This window comes from Rhizobium sp. BK176, from assembly GCF_024808055.1.
On record NZ_JANUBV010000001.1, the window covers coordinates 1,545,306 to 1,561,315 of the forward strand.

Here is a 16,010-nt window from a genome sequence, read left to right on the forward strand (position 1 = left end):
GGTCGACCGTTAAGCGCCCACGCAAGGTGAATGCCTTATCGCTCGACGGATATGACTTCGAACTTCGCGCCGGGGAACAATTTGATTTCGGACGTAGGCTCGGATGGATTGAAGGCATGACGTGTCGCGATCCAGTCCGCCCATCCATGCTCGAGTTCGGCCGTCACCAGGACTTCGCCCGCGCGTGCGGTGGCGTCTTCCTTCTTTTCGAACCAAGGACCCTTCTCTATGCCCTTCACCGACGAGGCGATGCCTTCGCCTGTGTCCTTGATGCGCCCGTAGATCAGCATTGTCGGTTCCCTGTTCCGTTTCCCGACAATACCTAAGCGGCGGGCGCATCAACTTCAACTGGGTCAGAGACGGATCGGGAAGCCAAGTCCTTCATATGGCAGCATCCAGCCCGGCAGGCGGTTCGCGAGACGCGAGAAACCGATGATGTCATGCGAGCGGCAAAGTGCCGCGCACTGGTCGTAGCAGTCCAGTACCGCCTGATGCTTGACGCCCTTGTATTCGATGCCGGCCAGCTCGTAGATGTTGCGGGTCGAACGCGTGCGGTTGTAAGGGAACGGGTTCCTGACGCCCAGACGGTTCATCGCCCAGGAAATCATCGGCTTGTCGTATTCCGCGCCATGGCAATAGGTGTTGACGTCGGCGCAGCCGCGGGCGTCGGTACCGAAGGTGTCGAAGCACCATTCGCTGTACATCTCGAGCGCCTTCTTGAGGTCGACGGTGCCACCCCAGGCTTCCTCTCTCGCCTCAGGAGACGCGTCCTCCCGCCAGAACTTCATCGTCTTTGGGTCTTCGGCGAGGCCGTAGCGGTTGTTGCTCTCCGGATCGATGCGGACGTGGAACTGGTCCTTGACGGCGATCGGCTGGCCTTCCTCCGGCCACGGCATGAACGGGTCGAAACGGACAGCCCCGATGACGAGAATGCCGCTTCCCGGCTCGTTGCCCTTGGTCTCGGTGTCGACCATCTGAAACTGGTTGAGGTCCATGAACTGCATCGGAATGCTCCCTTGATTTAAACAGAGGCTGTCGCGATTACCGCACATCGTCAACCTTTTTGTAGACCTCGTTGACACGATCCGCTTCGTCGCCTTAGGCTCTAACCCAAGACTTCAGACCAAGGTGTGGCATGACCAATCAGAATGCGGGATTTGATGACCTGGCTTTTCCGGGTGTCACGAAAATCGGAATGGCGAGTATCCGCGCCGATCTGCTGGCCGGCCGCAAGGAAGCGGAGCGCAGGCTTGCGGACGACACGAAGTACTCTGGAGACACGATCGACTACGTGATCACCGGCTCCAGACATTCAATCGATATCGCCTGGGCTTCCGCGACCTGGACCCGCGATGACATCAGCGCCAATGCCCCGCGTTGGATCGGGCGTCTGTGCGTTCTGGCCACGGTCATGACCGCCGCGTCTGTCGCATACCTCTCGTCTCTCGCGCTCGGATCGTTCCACCCCACGATCGTCGGAGCCATCAACGGTTTCGCGTTCGCCGCCTACGCCACCTTCTTCGCCATGGTCTACGAGTACAACGCGCGTGGCGGCTTCCTCTCCTCGTTCCTCGGCGTTCTGGGACTTCCGTTCACAGGCTACTTTCCATGGATGCGGGAGCGCGTTTCGATCGGCGCAACCCACGCATGGGGTGTCGGGAAGGCTGGAATCTACGTTCCCCGCTTCGGGCGGGAATATTTCGAACCATATCACGACATCATTCCCTACGAGTTGATCGACCGCGTCGAAGTCATGCACGGACATGGTGCTGATCGTAGGCTCTATCCCGCGCACCTCCTGATCCGGGCCGAGGCTGTCCCGGGCAGGGTGTTCGAGTTTTCGGACGCGTCCACCTATGACGGCCTCCCGGCGCGAGCGATCATGGCGGACATCGAGGCGAGGATCGCCGCCAGCAAGCGGACCGCCGCCTGAGGTTGACGGGAATCGGCGTTGCCGCTACTTCCTTTCCCGTCTGTCGCGGGGAACGCTGCATCAATGTCGGTGATAAATGAAAAGCAGGCTTTCTCGCTGTTCGACACCGCGCTGGAAACCGGTTTCCCGATGCGCCCGCGCGATATCCTCGTGAATGTCCCCGCTGCCAAGGCCTCGCAGTTCATGCGCTCGTATGTCAGGCAGGGCAGGGCATCCTACGAAACATGGGGCAACCAGGACTGGCTCGTCCCGCACGCTCCACGGCTGGACGTCGAGCAGTTCCACTTCATCCAGTCGCCACGGCATCTGTCGGCGCTCGGGTATGCCCACTCACACCGGATTTTCACGCAGAAGGACCTGTTCGCGGCCATCGCCGGAGACCGTCCTGTCGACGCCGAGGCGCGCAAGACGGCCGCGAGGCTCTGGCACCTCGATCTCGTCGAGCAGAGAAGCGAGAGCGGCGGGGAGAAATATTTCGGGATCACCCCGAAGGGCCGGAAGCTCTTCGAGGTGGCCAAGGAGTATCACGTACCGCAGTTCGAAGACCGCGGCGACCGTGCGGACTTATCCAAATTTCACGCCGTGCTTGATCTCGAAGCGGTTCGAAACCCATGACAGGTTGTCGGGGGTGAGGACCGGTTCGCCGCGCCAACTGTAGGCGCAGAGCTCGCCGCCCGCCGCGACCGAGAAGTCGAGGCAGGCAGCCTTGTCGGTCATCAGACGTGGCGACCCCTGCATCCAGTAATGCCCGAAAAAGACCGGGCGCGGATCGGAATCTTCCAGATTGACGAAGATGTCGGTGGCGTCGACGTCCGCGTCCGTGTCGATATCGTCGACGATCAGGTCGCGGAGCTTCTGGGGAGTTTCACCCTGCCACCAGCGCACGCGCGACTTGTCGCGTTCCGCGCCGTCCCCGTCGATGAAGCTGACGCCTTCTGGAAGGTCTACCTCGCGTCCGCGGATCGTGATGTCGACCTGTTCACGGGTCTCGTGGCCCTTCCGATAGCTGTCGAACAGCATCTGGCCGGAAAGCAGGCCCGTGCCGCGTGAAAGGCGACGGACGTCTTCGATCACTTCCGGCTGCCAGCAGGCGTGGACGCAGCGGATGCCTGGAAGATCGAGATAAAGCGGCAGGCTTTCCATCCAGCGCGAGAGGTCCTTCTTGAGGGTCTGGTCGGAGCCGATCTGGCCGAGGAAGACGCTGTGCTGGCGGAAGTTCTTGTCGCTGTGGACGCGCATGAACTCCCCGGGATTGAGTGGGTCGGGAAGCAGCCATCCGATAGCGGCATGTTCGTGGTTGCCCATGAGGCAGTGCGCGGTTCCCGCGTCCATCATGCGACGCACGATGTCGATCGATCCGAGCTGGTCGGGGCCTCGGTCGATGATGTCGCCGAGGAAGATCGCCATGCGGTTTGGATCGGGGCTTCTGAACGCACCGCCACGCTCGACGTAGCCGAGATCGGTGAGAAGCTTGATGAGCGGCTCGGAGTGGCCGTGGATATCTCCGATGATATCGTATTCCATGTCTGTCTTTCGTTCTGGAGCGGGGGCGTCAAATGACCGTGATCGCACAGGTCTCCCCGCTTTGGGGTTTCCATTTCTTTTGCAGCTTCATAATATATCGAAGACACCGAAACGCACCATAGCGTTTTTACGAGACCTCGCATTTCTCAAGGACACGACATGCGTCTTCTGGCCGCCGTCATCGTACTCGTGACTTCCCTTTTCTCGCTCCAGGCGCGCGCCGAAGACCCGCTAGACATCAGGCTCGTCGATGGGGGCTACAGCGGTAGCACCGGGACCGCCTTGCTCGGCCTCGAGATCGGCATGCCCGACGGTTGGCACACTTACTGGAAGACGGCGGGCGAGGGCGGCTTCGGCCCTGAAATCGACAGTTCCGCCTCGTCCAACCTCGGTTCTCTGGAGGTGAAGTGGCCAGCTCCACAAAAGATCGAAACGCCGACGGTGCCTGGCGAACCAAATTGGCAGACCAACGGCTACCTCCACCGCGTGATCCTACCGATCCTCGTCCGTCCCGGCGACAAGGCAAAGGACATCGATGTCGATCTATCCCTGCGGGTCTACGCCTGCAAGGACTACTGCGCGGCTTTCGAGCGCAAGTTGACCGCATCGGTGAAGCCCGGGTCTTCATCGCCGTCTGAACAGCGCAGGATCGCCGAGTGGCTGAAGCGGGTGCCGAGGAATGCGTCCGAGGCGCTTCGGATAGGCCAACCCGAAAGCCTCGCAGGCGGCCGCCTTTCGGTCGACGTCACGTCGGCATCTCCCATCGCATCCGGTTGGCTCCACGTCTCCAACGCCGACAACTTGCCATACACGGTCGACGCCGAACGCCTTAGCGCCACGCAGACCCGGTTTGTCGTCACCCCGCAGGACGGGAAGTTCGAGAAGTCCGGATCGCTGGAGTTCGTCGCCACCGCCGACGGTCAGGCCGTCACCGCGACCTTCGACAGACCCGTGACCACCCCCGCTTTCGATTGGTCGATGATCCTGACAGCCTTCCTCGGCGGCCTCGTCCTCAACGTCATGCCCTGCGTTTTCCCTGTCCTGTCGCTGAAGCTGATGGCGTTGACCGCTGGCGACACCAGGGCGGTCAGGATCGGGTTCGCGGCCTCGTCCCTTGGCATCATCGGGTCATTCCTCACTATCGCGGCCGTGCTGGCGGGCATGAAGGCGGCAGGCGCGGAGATCGGCTGGGGCATCCAGTTCCAGAACCCCGCCTTCCTCTCGACGATGACGGTGGTCGTCCTCGCCTTCGCGCTCGGGACAGCAGGGCTGTTCGAGATCGCGCTCCCGCAAGGCGTCGCGACGAAGGCCACCAATCTGACCGACGGCCACGGCTTCGGCGCTTCCCTTGCCCAGGGGTTCGTCGCCACCCTGCTTGCCACCCCTTGCTCGGCCCCGTTCGTCGGCACGGCCGTCGGATTCGCGCTTGCGGCGGGAACGTGGTCGATCATCGCCATCTTCGCGGCCATGGGCGTTGGCATGGCCTTCCCCTATCTCTTGATCGCCCTCACTCCCGGCCTGTCACGTCTGCTGCCGAAGCCGGGCGCTTGGATGCAGAAGGCGCGTCTGTTGCTGTCGCTCGCACTCTTCGCGACCGCCGGCTGGCTGGCACTCACCCTTTCGTCCGTCTGGAGCGTGGCCGTGTCGGTGGTCGTGTTCTCGCTGTCCTTCGGTGCCATCGTCGGCGCTTCCATCCGATGGGCCGACAGCGGAAAGCGGGGCAGGGGCATCTTCGTCATGCTCGCGGCGCTTTCCTTCTCCGGTCCGATCATGGTCGACAAGATGTCTTTCAGCCAGTCCGACGGCATCGCGTGGACGAGCTTCCGTCCCGGCGAAATCCAAGGACTCGTAGCCGAAGGCAAGACCGTCCTCGTCTACATGACGGCGGATTGGTGCATCACCTGCAAGGTCAACGACCGGACGACATGGCGTGACGACGCGACAGTGAGTTTGGTCAATCGGTCTGCGGTCGCCATGAAGGCCGACTGGACGCGCCCCGATCCTGTGATTTCCGAATTCCTCAAGGAAAACGGGCGCTTCGGCATTCCGTTCACCGTTATATACACCCCAGACGCGAACAGGGGGACGATCCTCCCCGAAATACTCACCCCAGGTGAGGTCGGAAAGGCCTTGAAACGCTGATGTATCAGAGAAATTGGGGTCTTCAATTAACGAACGCTTAACGATTGCCAGGGTAGGTTCCACTCAACTTCTAGGTCCCGAATGAATGGGAGCATGGCGTGCGAATGATGATGCTCGACGATCGGGTCCTATTTCCCGGGCAGATGCTCGGCGGACTCGCGCGCGTCGTCATTTCCCGTAGTCTCCCTGACGTCACAGTCCACGGTCTTCTGAGCCGAGGCATCTCGAACATCGGCATTTCCGTCAGCAGAAACGGCACCTCGTTCCAGCTTGGTGTCCGGTTCAAGATCGACCGCAAGGGTTTGGCCTTCGTGACCACGATGCATCGCCGTTATCGGAAGGCCGACGGGTTCGGAACCATGGTCGACGAGACGAAGCCTGTCTACCAGGACGAGCCGGACGACCGCATTCTCCTGCGAACGAGCAGCCACGCCTTCCGGAGCTTCTGGGAGACGGGTCTGAAGGGCGAATGGGACAATCAAAAACTCGTCGCTTCCCGTCGCAAGATCAACGAGGCCGTCCGGATCGGTGACTTCGCGGAGACCTTCATCGCGAGGTTTCCCGACGGCAAGATCATGAGCATGATACCGCTCGCCGACCTGACAAGGCAGGTTACGGCTTCGGCGGCGTGACCTGCCTTGAAAAGATCGGGACATCGATCGGCTTGGCTTCGAAACGCTCGAACGCGATCTTCGTCATGACATCGAGGCATTTGCAGCGAGCCTGTTTTTCCACGGTATTACTGTGATGAACAAGCCGGCTCTTCATGGTGAGCGGTGCGATCGCCCTGAGCCCACTTTCGACGACGTCCACATCAGCCCCGTGGAGTTCATGAGCATCCAGCGCCTGCCGCAGACGAACAGCAGCCGCACCAAGGATGCTTTGCTCCGATGCCGGATTGCTCGTCGCCCTCTCGAAGGCTGTTTGTCCCCACTTCATCTCGAAATCGCGCAACGAGTCCCTGGCTTCCCACAGGTGGATTTTCGCGATCCTGAGCATTTCCAGGCGTTCGAGGTCTTCGACGTGGACGTCGACATGGCTGACGATCCTTGGGCTGTCCAGCATTGGACCTTTCTGCTCGGTGATCTTCGCCATGTCCCTCCTTATGCGTCTGGCCTCGTTCCATTCTGAAGTCTGCACCATGACACCGAGAAGATGGCGGAAACTGTGTCCCGGGCGCGTGCCGCCGTATGGCGATGGCAGGACGGTGTCGAGGTATCTCTGGTAAACGTTCGTCGAAGCCGGCTGTATCCTCGTGTTTCCGGCGCAGTACAGCGGAATTCCCGTGCGGCTGTAGGTGCGGCCGTCGACCAGGATGAAGTTGGAGAAGAACCGCCGCGCCGCCTCGCGCCACGACTCGACTTCCTGGGAGTCGGCGGTCGAAGGCATCGGGTTTGACCTCGACAGGTACGGAAGAATCGCGTGGCTCGGTGGCTCTTTACGGTCGTACACCATGGACGACCTTGGCGCTGGAAAGAGCGAGCCGACATCTCCCGCGTCGACGATCTCCCTGATCCTCGTCGCCAGGGCATCGCCGAGCGGTCGAAACGGATTCCGCTTGAGGTCGAACCTGTCGTGCATGTCGGGAAAACTAACCGTGTCTCCGAGCAGTTCGGTGATATCGAACGCCGCCTCGCGATAGAGCAAGCCGTCATGCTGGACGATTTCGTAGTCGTCCTCGGGGTCCGATCCTTCGATCTCGAAGGCCTTCACGACGTCCTCCCTGGAGAGATCGGGAATTTCCACAGGGGTGGAGACCATCCCGACCATGGTCCGTTCGAGCAACGTGCGCTGATGGATGCCCCTGGCAATGGCCGGATGTCGAAATTCTAACCGCATGTCTTCGTGTCTCGCTTTGTTGAGCCAACGCTATGGGTGCGACAGGAATTTCACAACGGCCGACCACCGTCCGGCCTCGTTGCTTGAACAATGCGGAGCGGCGGCGGACGATCGGATCAAGCTACGGCGTTGGAAACGATGGTCAGGAACTCGGAAGTCGCGAACATGCTCGTCCTCGTCGGGATCGATCCCGCGAAGGCTCCCGCGCGCCAGCAGCACGTGGCCGCCAAGCATGTTGCCCTCCTCGTCCGCTATATCGGCTACAAGGCGGGAATCCAGGCTGCCAAGCAAAGCAGGGGCGACCACGACCTCGACAAGAAGGATACGGCCATCCTCGGCGACTTCATCGAAAGACGGCTGACCTTCCGCGCCACGGACCACCTCGACAAGTCGCTGTTCCACGAGATGCGGCGCATGCTGGCTTTGGTAGAGGGAGCCACCGGTTATCCGATGACCTCGGAGCGAACCGAAAAGAAAGCCCTGATCCATTTTCTCAAAGCCGTCCTCGACGACATCAGGCAGCTCAAGGCGAAATACGAGGCGACTGACGACATCGCCCCGAGCGACGAAACCCGCCCTCACGAGCGCCTCCCAGCCCCTTCAATTTGACGGGCGTCGCACCGTTTCGTAGCCATACGGACGGGCATACATGAGCTTGCCGCCGAGCCTGACTGTGGAGGGAACGACGACGCCCTCTTCGACCATCAGGTTGCCCCCGACGGCGCAATCGCCCGGCACCGCCTTGATCTTCGTTCCGGCGAGGTTGAGGTCGCCGCGCACTTCCAGGCCCCAAGCCACTTCCTTGAGGGGACAGTCACGCAGGTCCAGATTTCCGTTGACGGTCAGACCGCCACGCAGGCGCGATATCGACGCGCCGTTCGCGATGATGTTGCGGCCGACATGGAACGTGTCGGGGAACTCCGTTACCCGCGTGAGGCCGATGTCGAGATCGCGCCCGACGCTGAAGCGCATGGGCAGGCGGTCAGCGTCCGACATCTGCAGGCTGAGATCGACGCCGACGTTGAGGTGGGACGGGACCGTCAGTCCGGTCACGTTGCGAAATCCGAGGCTGCCTCGCACGTTGGCGCTGACGGCGTTGCGTGAGATCGCCGTGTCGATGAGATGGAAGTCGCCGTCGGCCACGATCACTTTGGGAAGGGCGGCAGGATCGGTGCTGTGGATGTAGTTGTTCGTTGCGAGCTCGATCTTGTCGGGGCAGGCGTCGATGAAGTGCTTCCTCCCCTCCTTGTCGCGGATCGCCGCGAAACGATGGAGGTGCTGGTCGATGGATATGCCTTTGGCGACGAGCGCGCGGCCGACATGGCACGGGTTCGGTATGGCGGAGACGGTGCCGATCTGGGTTACGATCGAGACGACGGCCGGATGCACGGCGTCCACGAGCATGATGAACTCGCTGATGCCGACCGACGAGCGGATGGAGAATGCCCGTTGTCCCTTGGCGCGAGCGAGCGCCGCCTGTTCCGGCGTTCCGAGACGCCAGCGGGCCGTCTCGGTGAAAAGGTCGCTTTCGCTGGAAAGCTCATGCAGGGAATATCCGGAAGGAAGGCCCGTGATAAGGGTCGAAGAGACTTTGACGCCGATCCTCGCGATGGAAGCTTTTTCTTCCTCGACCCCATGGCGGTCGCGGAACGCGCCCATGATGGACGCTACCGCTTCCTTCGTCGAAAATCCGACGTTCCGTCCACTCATTACGCCTACCCCCTACGCTGCACGAACTTCGACCACCTTGCCCGTGGACATGAAGACGATCAGGCCGCGATTGGCACCCGTCATCTTCACGTAGTCACCGACCTGGTCTTCGTACATGCCGACAGTCTGCGTCGACGGACGGAGGTCCCCCTTCCAGTCCACCACGACATCTGCCTTGCCCTGATCGAATGCCATGGCATCTGACACGCCCATGGTGAGGATTTCAACGTTTCCTTCCCGCCTCGAACCGGATGTCCCCATTTCAGGAACGAGCCGAGGCCGAATTGCAACAATCTGCGGAAGCGCCAAGGTGCGGTTGACGCAGTCGGCGATCTCCCGCGCGTGGAGTTCCGGGACTTTGCCGACGGCGGCCGCGGCGACCTGTTCGATCAATTCCCGCGCGCGGTCCTCGACGTCTTTCTCGTCGGTTTCACCCGTCAGGATTTCCTCCATCAGCTTGTGGAGGACGTTACCGCGCTCGACACCGCCTTCGATACCGGCATAGGGGTTGAGATCGGGAACCGCGGAAAGCATGTCGTCGAACGAGACCGTCTCGCTGAAACCGAGATGGAACTCGTGGCTGGACGGCACGCGCTTCTTGACGACGGTCCGGTTGGCGTCGATCCCGTCAAGGATGTCCCGATGCTGTTCCTTGGTGACCGTCGGGCCGTTTTCGAGCATTGTCTTGATCGGAGCCGCGCCCTTGGGGGCATCGAGGTACGGCAGCGCGTCGAGGCCGTGGTCCACGAGATCGGACCATGCCTTGACGTCGGCCCGCGACGGGATATCGGGAACCACCAGAAGGTCGCGGGCGCGGGTCAGGCCGACATACATCAGACGCACCCGTTCGGCGTGGTCCTCGGTGCGGCACTCGGCCACGAACGCCTCGAAGCCAGTCGGCTTCTGCTTGAGGAACTTCATGGCGAAGCCGTTGCCCCTGATGTCCGAGAACATCGTCTGCTTGTTGTTGAACTCGGTCGCGCAGTTGACGGTGAACACGACCGGCCACTCAAGGCCCTTGGACGAGTGGATGGTGATGATCGAGACCGAATTCTCGAGTCCGCCCGGCTTGCCTTCCTGCACCCGCTCGGCGTTCTCCCACTTCTCGCGCATCGAATCGGAGAAGGCGCGCATGCCGCGAACGTCGAATGCGCGGCTGAGATCGAGATAGCGCTCGATGTTGGCGAGACGGCGCGACGCGTTCGACTGGTCGCGGTTGCGGGTCTTGGGGCGGATGTCGAACATGTCGATGGCGCGGCAAAGCGTGTCGAACGGCGTCGTGTAGGTGGCGGACGTCCGCATGGAAGCCAGCTGCGCGACGGTGTCCGCGAGCGTCGAGTCCTTGATGTCGGACGGTGTGGTCTGGAGCGTCAGGAAGGGCAGTTTCCCGTCTTCCGTCGGGGGCAGGGCGGCCGAAATGTCGAGCAGCTCGTCGTCGGTGTAACCGAAGAACGAGCCGCGCAGCAGCGCGCCGAGCGCCAGCGTGTCGCGATGGTCCGCAAGCACCCTGGTCAGCGCGATCAGGTCCTTGATCTCCTGCTGCTGAAAGAGGCCCTTGCCGGCCTGAGTAGAGACGGGAATGCCACGATCCTCGAGCGCGTTCTCGAGCCAGAAGAGGCTGGTGTTGACGGGCGCAAGAAGCGCGATGTCGCCCGCCACGCACGGGCGGTCATTGCCGTCTTTCGTCGCGATCCGGTGGTTGGTGATCAGATGGAAGACCGCGTCGGCGATGTTATCTGCTTCCTGCTTTCGGCGGTCGTCGACCCCTCCGTCTGGGTTAACGGCGTATTTCATGACGGCCGGCCCCGGAAGACCCGCGCCGCGATGGGACGCAAGCGCCGTAAACCCTGGCTGGCGTGGCTCGGCCAGAGGTTTTTCGAAAGCGGCGTTGACGAAGTCGATGATACCCGAGGTGGAGCGGAAGTTGACGAAGATCGAGCGGACGGAATTGGGATCGACCAATCGCATCAGCTCGCGCATCGTCACGTAGGTTGACACGTCGGCCCCGCGGAACCTGTAGATGCTCTGCTTGGGGTCGCCGACGAAGAAGATCGCGCCCGGTCGCGGCCGCTCGACGCCTTCGAAAATCTCGAAGCTCAGCAGCTTGAAAATCTCGGTCTGAACAGGGTCTGTATCCTGGAACTCGTCGACGAGGATGTGGGTGTACCAATCGCGCAGCGACTGACGTACGCCTTCGTGCTGTTTGAGAAGACTGCGGGTCCTGTAGAGAAGGTCGTCGAAATCCAGCAGCGCGGACTCGCGCTTGTATTCGTCGTACTTGGACAGGACAGGACGAACCGCCGTCTCGAGGTCTTTCAGGCCCGCTGCCGCGGCAACGCCCCTCAACGCCTCGAATGCGTCACAGCAAGCGCTGTAGTAGGTGTTGCCTTCCTCGTTCAGACGATCGCAGTCCGCCTTGCTGACGGCTTTCCATGCGGTCTTGAGACGGTACTTGCGATATCCACCCGTCTTGACGACGACGGCATCGCCCGGAGTGAGTGCACCGAGAGCGACGACGGCGACATGCGGCTTCTTGTCGGCGATCCCCGCGACGTCGCGGGCGACCTTCGCCCATGCTTCCGACATGGCGACGTGTTCGGCAGGCGCGTCGGCGTGCACGGCGGTCCACGCCTGGAAGGATTCGACGGCGTTCACGAACGGCTGGACTGCGTCGGGCGTGAAGAAGACTTCGGCGGAGCACAGGTCGGGATTGCTGCGCAGGCGGTGGGCGACGGCCTCGATCGCCGCCACGGCCTGCGCCGGATCATGACCGACCATGGCGGTGATGATGTCGAGTTCCATGTCGTGACCGGAGAGGCGCTCGCGCATCCACTTGCGCAGCACGTCCTCGAAAATCAGGATCGCGTCGTCGGGATCAAGAATGGACGCGCCGGGGTCGATACCCGCTTCGACAGGATAGGGTCGCAGCAGCTTCTGGCAAAAGCCGTGGATGGTCGTGCAGGTCATGTCGCCGATGGTGTCGATAGCGGAGCGCAGGTTTTCAAGCTGCTTGCCCTTCACGCCGTTCGGATAGGCCTGCTTGATGTCAGCAGGAACCCGCCCCTCCGCGAGACCCGTCGCGAAATCGAAAATTCGACCGAGGAGTTCCGATGCGGCGAGTTCGGTGAAGCTCACCGACACGATGTTCGCCGGCTTGACGCCCTTCACCATCAGTCCGACGACACGGCCCGCCAGAAGAGAGGTCTTGCCGCTGCCTGCCCCTGCTTCGAACAGGTATGACTTGTCGAGGTCAGTCAGGGCGACGAGGCGGGCAGCCTGGTCTACGAGCTGGTTCATGGCGTTTCCCATACCTTCCTGAGGCCTTCGTGTTCCGGCCCGATCAATTGCATTTTCTCGGCGAGATAGACGCTGGTCGCCCGCGCCGGGAAGCCGAACATCATGTCGTTGTATTCTTCGGCCGCGCCGATGCCGGGGAAGGCGTGGCCCGCGCGGAGCGTCTCCTGCGCGGTCGCCACGGCGGCCGACACCTCGGCCATATGGCTCTTGATGTCGTCCATCGGCACGTAGGTGTCCGTCAGCGGGTAGTAGAGGGCGGCGACGATCTGTTCGCATCCGTCGAGCAGCGTTTCGACGGTGAACCCGTAAAGCGCGCGCTGGAGTTCGAGGCCGCCGTTGATGCCCATCTGCTCTGGGTTCTTGGGTGTCTTTCCTGTCTTGTAGTCGAGGACGTTCGCAAGCGACGTCGACGCGGACAGGTCGAGGCGGTCGAGGCTGCCGCGGATGCGGATGTTGGTTCCCGGAATGAAGACGGGCTTGTCGACCGCCCACGGCAGGTCCTCGGGAATCCATTCGCGCTGATCGCCGAAGGGAATTTCCGCGAAGCTGACGGTGTCTTCCGGCATGCCGTAGTCGAACATGAGGGTGCGCGCCGCGATGTCTTCGGCGCGGTCCAGTGTCTGGGACCAGACAAGGGTCGGCGGGACCGGCTGGTTCTGCTCCATCCGCTGGCCGACCTCGAGGCGGGCCTTGTGGACTTCCATCTTGACGACCGCTTGCGCCGCGCGGGTGAAGCCGCCCTTGCGGTTGAGCTTCTCGACCGCCAGCTTGAGGATCGCGTGAACGACGTTGCCGAAGACACGGGCATCCACGAGGATCGGCTCGTCGTCGAATTCAGGAGCGTTGAAGCCGAGAGCGTAGCGCCACACGAAACCGAGCGGATCGCGGATCATCTTCTGGAGCGATGTCGCCGACTGGACCTGCCCGAAGACGGCTTCGATGCGGGGGTGGTTCGGAGTGATAAGACCGTCATGTGCCGTCAGGCTCGGACGGAACCAGTTCACCGAAGCGGCCTTCGCGCGCTTGGCCGCCTTGCTGTCCGCGAACTCGGAGGTGCGCATGAACAGACGGTCGCCCTCGGAGATCGCGTAGCGCGTCTTGCGGGCGCGGTCGAGGCGGGTCGCCGCGGACACGAGTGCGGAAGGCACCAGCGTACTCGGACGAAGTTCCCTGCCGTTTCCGTCCATGCGGGGCCACGAGAAGACAACCTTTTCCGCCGTGGTCGACAAGATCGAATGGAAGTCGCGGCGATCGATCTCCGAGACCGACATCGGGGACAGCTGCCGTGTCGGGACGATGTAGTTCGGGATCAGCCTGTCTTCTCCGTCCCGTCGCGGCCACTGACGCGAGGTGAGGCCAAGCAGACGGACGAAACGTCTGGGTGCCGCCACGAGGTCACGGGCCGACATGAAGCAGACTTTGTCGAGAGCGGTTCCCTTGGTGGATACCCGCATGCCACGCAGGGTCTGATCGAGCGCGCTGGCGGGACCGCTGCGCAAGGCGCGGGTCCACAGCCGCTGCGCGTCTTCGGACAGGAACAGCGGGCCGGCCTCTTCCGCGTATTGCACGCCCTTCGAAACGCCGTCGATGACCGCTTCGAGGCATGGCTTGACGTCCGCCATGTCGTTGCGCGCCAGCAGGCGCTTCCAGCGCTCCACCGTGAGCAGCGACGAGTCCTGCGGAATGCGCTTCACCCAGTTCTCCGGAATGCCTTCGAAGGCCCTACTCTTAGCCGCCACCTCGTAAAGACGGCGCACGCGCTTGTGGGAGATGCCACGGATGAGGATATCGGCAAGCGCCGCGCATTCCTGGCCCGTCTGCGTCTGCAACGCGGGAATGCCGTTCGGCATGTGGATTTCGATGTCGCTGTCACGGGCGATTGTGTGGACGATACCCTCGTACGCTCCCGTGGACACGGCCGCGATGGCGATGTCCTCGCCCTTGTGGCCGGCCGCCAGCAGTTCGACGGCCCAACGAAGAGCTTCGAGGACTTCGTGACGCGCGTCGGATGCCGTCTCGGCGATCAGGGAGGGTTTCTCGGCGGTACGCTCGATGCGCTTCACCTCGCCGTAGGGGAAGCCTTTCAGCCATTCTGGAACGGGGTAGGGACCGCCGTCCCATGAAAATCCGTAGCCGTCGAGACAGGCCATCGCCTCGAGGACGGGCCGCCAGACGGGATGGAGATCGGTCATTCCGAGGAAGGTGACTTCGCCGAGGATTTTCGGCGCGAACGCGATTTTCCTGCACGCCATCGCGACGATGTCGGCCGGCTTTCTGAGATGGGGAGGCAGCCGCCGCTCCACCGCTTCCTCGAGCGCGAAGATAGCCTGCATGCGCGGCTGGTGTTCGAAGCCAGAATTGCAAAGACCCGACATCCACCACGCCATCAGCGAGTCGGCGCAAGCGGTCGTCATTCCGGGCATCGATTTGATGACGTCGAGTTCTCCGAGATCGGTCTCCTCGTCGGCTAGGCATGCCTTGACGGTTTCTCGCAAGGTCATGATGTCCACGATCTTGAGGAAGCCGCCCGCCAGCCGTTCGACCATGTGCTCGAACGCCATGACCTGGCCGCCGATCGTTCCCGATCTCGCGAGCTTGGCGCGTTCCGCTTCGAGAGCGACCTTTCCGAAGGTGATCGTAGTCTTCTTGATCATAAAGAGAGTCCGTGGTTTATCCGTCCGCAAAATACGCGCGTGAGCATTTAATGCAAGACCCCAAGCCGTTTTTTGATTTGAATTTCGTAATTTTTCTCTGGAATTGAAGACTCCGGTGTGCTAAACCGCGCCCAGTAATGCGAGGTCTTTGAAAGGACGGGTGTCGAGATGGCTGTTAGGTACTACGATCGTTCCAAGGAGCAGACCGTCGGCGGTCAGCAGCAGAAGAAGTTCGATCTCGTTGGGCCAACGCAGTGGCTCAAAGGCGAGCAGAAGAAGCTGGAAATGCCGGCCGAGCGCGCGCCAGCGCCCGGCACCAAGCGCCACTACATCAGCAAGGAGCGTGCCGCATACCTGACCGACGGGTTCCTCGGCCTGGTGGCGAGCGAAGCCTACACCTGGTTCGCGGAAGGCATGCCGCGCCACTACAATCTGGACCACTACCGCTACATCAGCCTGGTGGAGAATCTCCCCCATCTCGGCTATTGCGGTTTCGGGGCAATCACGATCCGAAAGCCCGACGGCCAGAACTACGTCGTGCGCCTTCACTTCGCCAACTTCAACGCCCGCATCGACACGACACCGGGTGCGAAGTTCTTCGACGGCAACAACATCAACCGCGGCGCGATGTTCTTCGGCGTGGCCTTCTGCTCCGACGGCAACGGCAAGATGAAGATCGACCGCAGCGTCCACCGCGCCGGGATCGCCTTCATCACTCCGGAGCCTCAGCAGGCTCTGGATTACGCGGTTCACATGCGTACCGGTGTGAAGGCGGAGAAATGGCGCGAGATGGCCGCGGCACAGAACGCTTCCGGCAAACGCGCCGCCTGAACAAAAGCCGCGGCGGGACCCCGTTTGCCGGAAGCGCCCCGCCGTCGCCTGATTGAAAGACGGAAAGACAAACGAGGAAG

Annotated in this window: 13 protein-coding genes; 6 read left to right on the plus strand and 7 right to left on the minus strand. The window is 62.0% G+C overall.

Annotation, left to right across the window (positions count from 1 at the left end; all coding sequences use genetic code 11):
* Positions 1-35 precede the first annotated feature (35 nt).
* On the minus strand, positions 36-290 hold the full coding sequence (locus FHT76_RS08400) for a hypothetical protein (protein ID WP_259185369.1): 255 nt from the start codon (positions 288-290) through the stop codon (positions 36-38).
* A 63-nt stretch (positions 291-353) separates the two neighbouring features.
* Positions 354-1,004 (minus strand): 3'-5' exonuclease, encoded by a 651-nt coding sequence (locus FHT76_RS08405; RefSeq protein WP_259185370.1) that lies wholly within the window; start codon positions 1,002-1,004, stop codon positions 354-356.
* A gap of 191 nt (positions 1,005-1,195) precedes the next feature.
* On the opposite strand from FHT76_RS08405, the gene FHT76_RS08410 reads away from it, so the two are divergent.
* Positions 1,196-1,933 carry a hypothetical protein gene (locus tag FHT76_RS08410; protein ID WP_259185371.1) on the plus strand — a complete coding sequence of 246 codons (738 nt, stop codon included), beginning with the start codon at positions 1,196-1,198 and terminating at the stop codon, positions 1,931-1,933.
* A gap of 63 nt (positions 1,934-1,996) precedes the next feature.
* Positions 1,997-2,548 (plus strand): hypothetical protein, encoded by a 552-nt coding sequence (locus FHT76_RS08415; protein WP_259185373.1) that lies wholly within the window; start codon positions 1,997-1,999, stop codon positions 2,546-2,548.
* Here the strand turns inward: FHT76_RS08415 and FHT76_RS08420 are convergent.
* Positions 2,498-3,457 (minus strand): metallophosphoesterase, encoded by a 960-nt coding sequence (locus FHT76_RS08420; RefSeq protein ID WP_259185374.1) that lies wholly within the window; start codon positions 3,455-3,457, stop codon positions 2,498-2,500. The two genes, FHT76_RS08415 and FHT76_RS08420, sit on opposite strands and share 51 nt — an antisense overlap.
* Before the next feature lie 159 nt (positions 3,458-3,616).
* Here FHT76_RS08420 and FHT76_RS08425 point away from each other — a divergent pair, with 159 nt between their 5' ends.
* Both FHT76_RS08425 and FHT76_RS08430 read left to right on the plus strand, forming a co-directional pair.
* On the plus strand, positions 3,617-5,599 hold the full coding sequence (locus tag FHT76_RS08425) for a thioredoxin family protein (RefSeq protein WP_259185375.1): 1,983 nt from the start codon (positions 3,617-3,619) through the stop codon (positions 5,597-5,599).
* Between the two features lie 104 nt (positions 5,600-5,703).
* Positions 5,704-6,231, plus strand: a complete 528-nt coding sequence (locus FHT76_RS08430) for a hypothetical protein (protein ID WP_259185376.1) — start codon at positions 5,704-5,706, stop codon at positions 6,229-6,231.
* Here FHT76_RS08430 and FHT76_RS08435 read toward each other — a convergent pair.
* On the minus strand, positions 6,212-7,438 hold the full coding sequence (locus FHT76_RS08435) for a hypothetical protein (RefSeq protein ID WP_259185377.1): 1,227 nt from the start codon (positions 7,436-7,438) through the stop codon (positions 6,212-6,214). The genes FHT76_RS08430 and FHT76_RS08435 overlap by 20 nt on opposite strands.
* A 138-nt stretch (positions 7,439-7,576) precedes the next feature.
* Between FHT76_RS08435 and FHT76_RS08440 the strand changes: the two genes are divergently transcribed.
* Complete coding sequence (locus FHT76_RS08440; protein ID WP_259185378.1) at positions 7,577-8,047, plus strand: hypothetical protein; 471 nt, start codon at positions 7,577-7,579, stop codon at positions 8,045-8,047.
* Here FHT76_RS08440 and FHT76_RS08445 read toward each other — a convergent pair.
* The 3 genes from FHT76_RS08445 to FHT76_RS08455 are packed head-to-tail and all read right to left on the minus strand — an operon-like array spanning position 8,039 to position 15,099.
* Complete coding sequence (locus FHT76_RS08445; RefSeq protein ID WP_259185379.1) at positions 8,039-9,148, minus strand: hypothetical protein; 1,110 nt, start codon at positions 9,146-9,148, stop codon at positions 8,039-8,041. The genes FHT76_RS08440 and FHT76_RS08445 overlap by 9 nt on opposite strands.
* 12 nt (positions 9,149-9,160) lie before the next feature.
* Positions 9,161-12,445, minus strand: coding sequence for an exodeoxyribonuclease V subunit beta (locus FHT76_RS08450; RefSeq protein ID WP_259185380.1), 3,285 nt, complete (start codon positions 12,443-12,445; stop codon positions 9,161-9,163).
* On the minus strand, positions 12,442-15,099 hold the full coding sequence (locus FHT76_RS08455; RefSeq protein ID WP_259185381.1) for a PD-(D/E)XK nuclease family protein: 2,658 nt from the start codon (positions 15,097-15,099) through the stop codon (positions 12,442-12,444). Before FHT76_RS08455 ends, FHT76_RS08450 begins: the two co-directional genes overlap by 4 nt.
* A 168-nt stretch (positions 15,100-15,267) precedes the next feature.
* On the opposite strand from FHT76_RS08455, the gene FHT76_RS08460 reads away from it, so the two are divergent.
* Complete coding sequence (locus FHT76_RS08460; protein ID WP_259185382.1) at positions 15,268-15,930, plus strand: DUF6656 family protein; 663 nt, start codon at positions 15,268-15,270, stop codon at positions 15,928-15,930.
* The last annotated feature ends 80 nt before the right edge of the window (positions 15,931-16,010 follow it).

Coding starts and splice junctions, on each gene's coding strand:
- FHT76_RS08405 (WP_259185370.1), bottom strand. CDS start 1,004: ATGCAGTTCATGGACCTCAACCAGTTTCAGATGGTCGACACCGAGACC.
- FHT76_RS08460 (WP_259185382.1), top strand. CDS start 15,268: ATGGCTGTTAGGTACTACGATCGTTCCAAGGAGCAGACCGTCGGCGGT.
- FHT76_RS08455 (WP_259185381.1), bottom strand. CDS start 15,099: ATGATCAAGAAGACTACGATCACCTTCGGAAAGGTCGCTCTCGAAGCG.
- FHT76_RS08425 (WP_259185375.1), top strand. CDS start 3,617: ATGCGTCTTCTGGCCGCCGTCATCGTACTCGTGACTTCCCTTTTCTCG.
- FHT76_RS08450 (WP_259185380.1), bottom strand. CDS start 12,445: ATGAACCAGCTCGTAGACCAGGCTGCCCGCCTCGTCGCCCTGACTGAC.
- FHT76_RS08420 (WP_259185374.1), bottom strand. CDS start 3,457: ATGGAATACGATATCATCGGAGATATCCACGGCCACTCCGAGCCGCTC.
- FHT76_RS08400 (WP_259185369.1), bottom strand. CDS start 290: ATGCTGATCTACGGGCGCATCAAGGACACAGGCGAAGGCATCGCCTCG.
- FHT76_RS08440 (WP_259185378.1), top strand. CDS start 7,577: ATGGTCAGGAACTCGGAAGTCGCGAACATGCTCGTCCTCGTCGGGATC.
- FHT76_RS08410 (WP_259185371.1), top strand. CDS start 1,196: ATGGCGAGTATCCGCGCCGATCTGCTGGCCGGCCGCAAGGAAGCGGAG.
- FHT76_RS08415 (WP_259185373.1), top strand. CDS start 1,997: ATGTCGGTGATAAATGAAAAGCAGGCTTTCTCGCTGTTCGACACCGCG.
- FHT76_RS08445 (WP_259185379.1), bottom strand. CDS start 9,148: ATGAGTGGACGGAACGTCGGATTTTCGACGAAGGAAGCGGTAGCGTCC.
- FHT76_RS08430 (WP_259185376.1), top strand. CDS start 5,704: ATGATGATGCTCGACGATCGGGTCCTATTTCCCGGGCAGATGCTCGGC.
- FHT76_RS08435 (WP_259185377.1), bottom strand. CDS start 7,438: ATGCGGTTAGAATTTCGACATCCGGCCATTGCCAGGGGCATCCATCAG.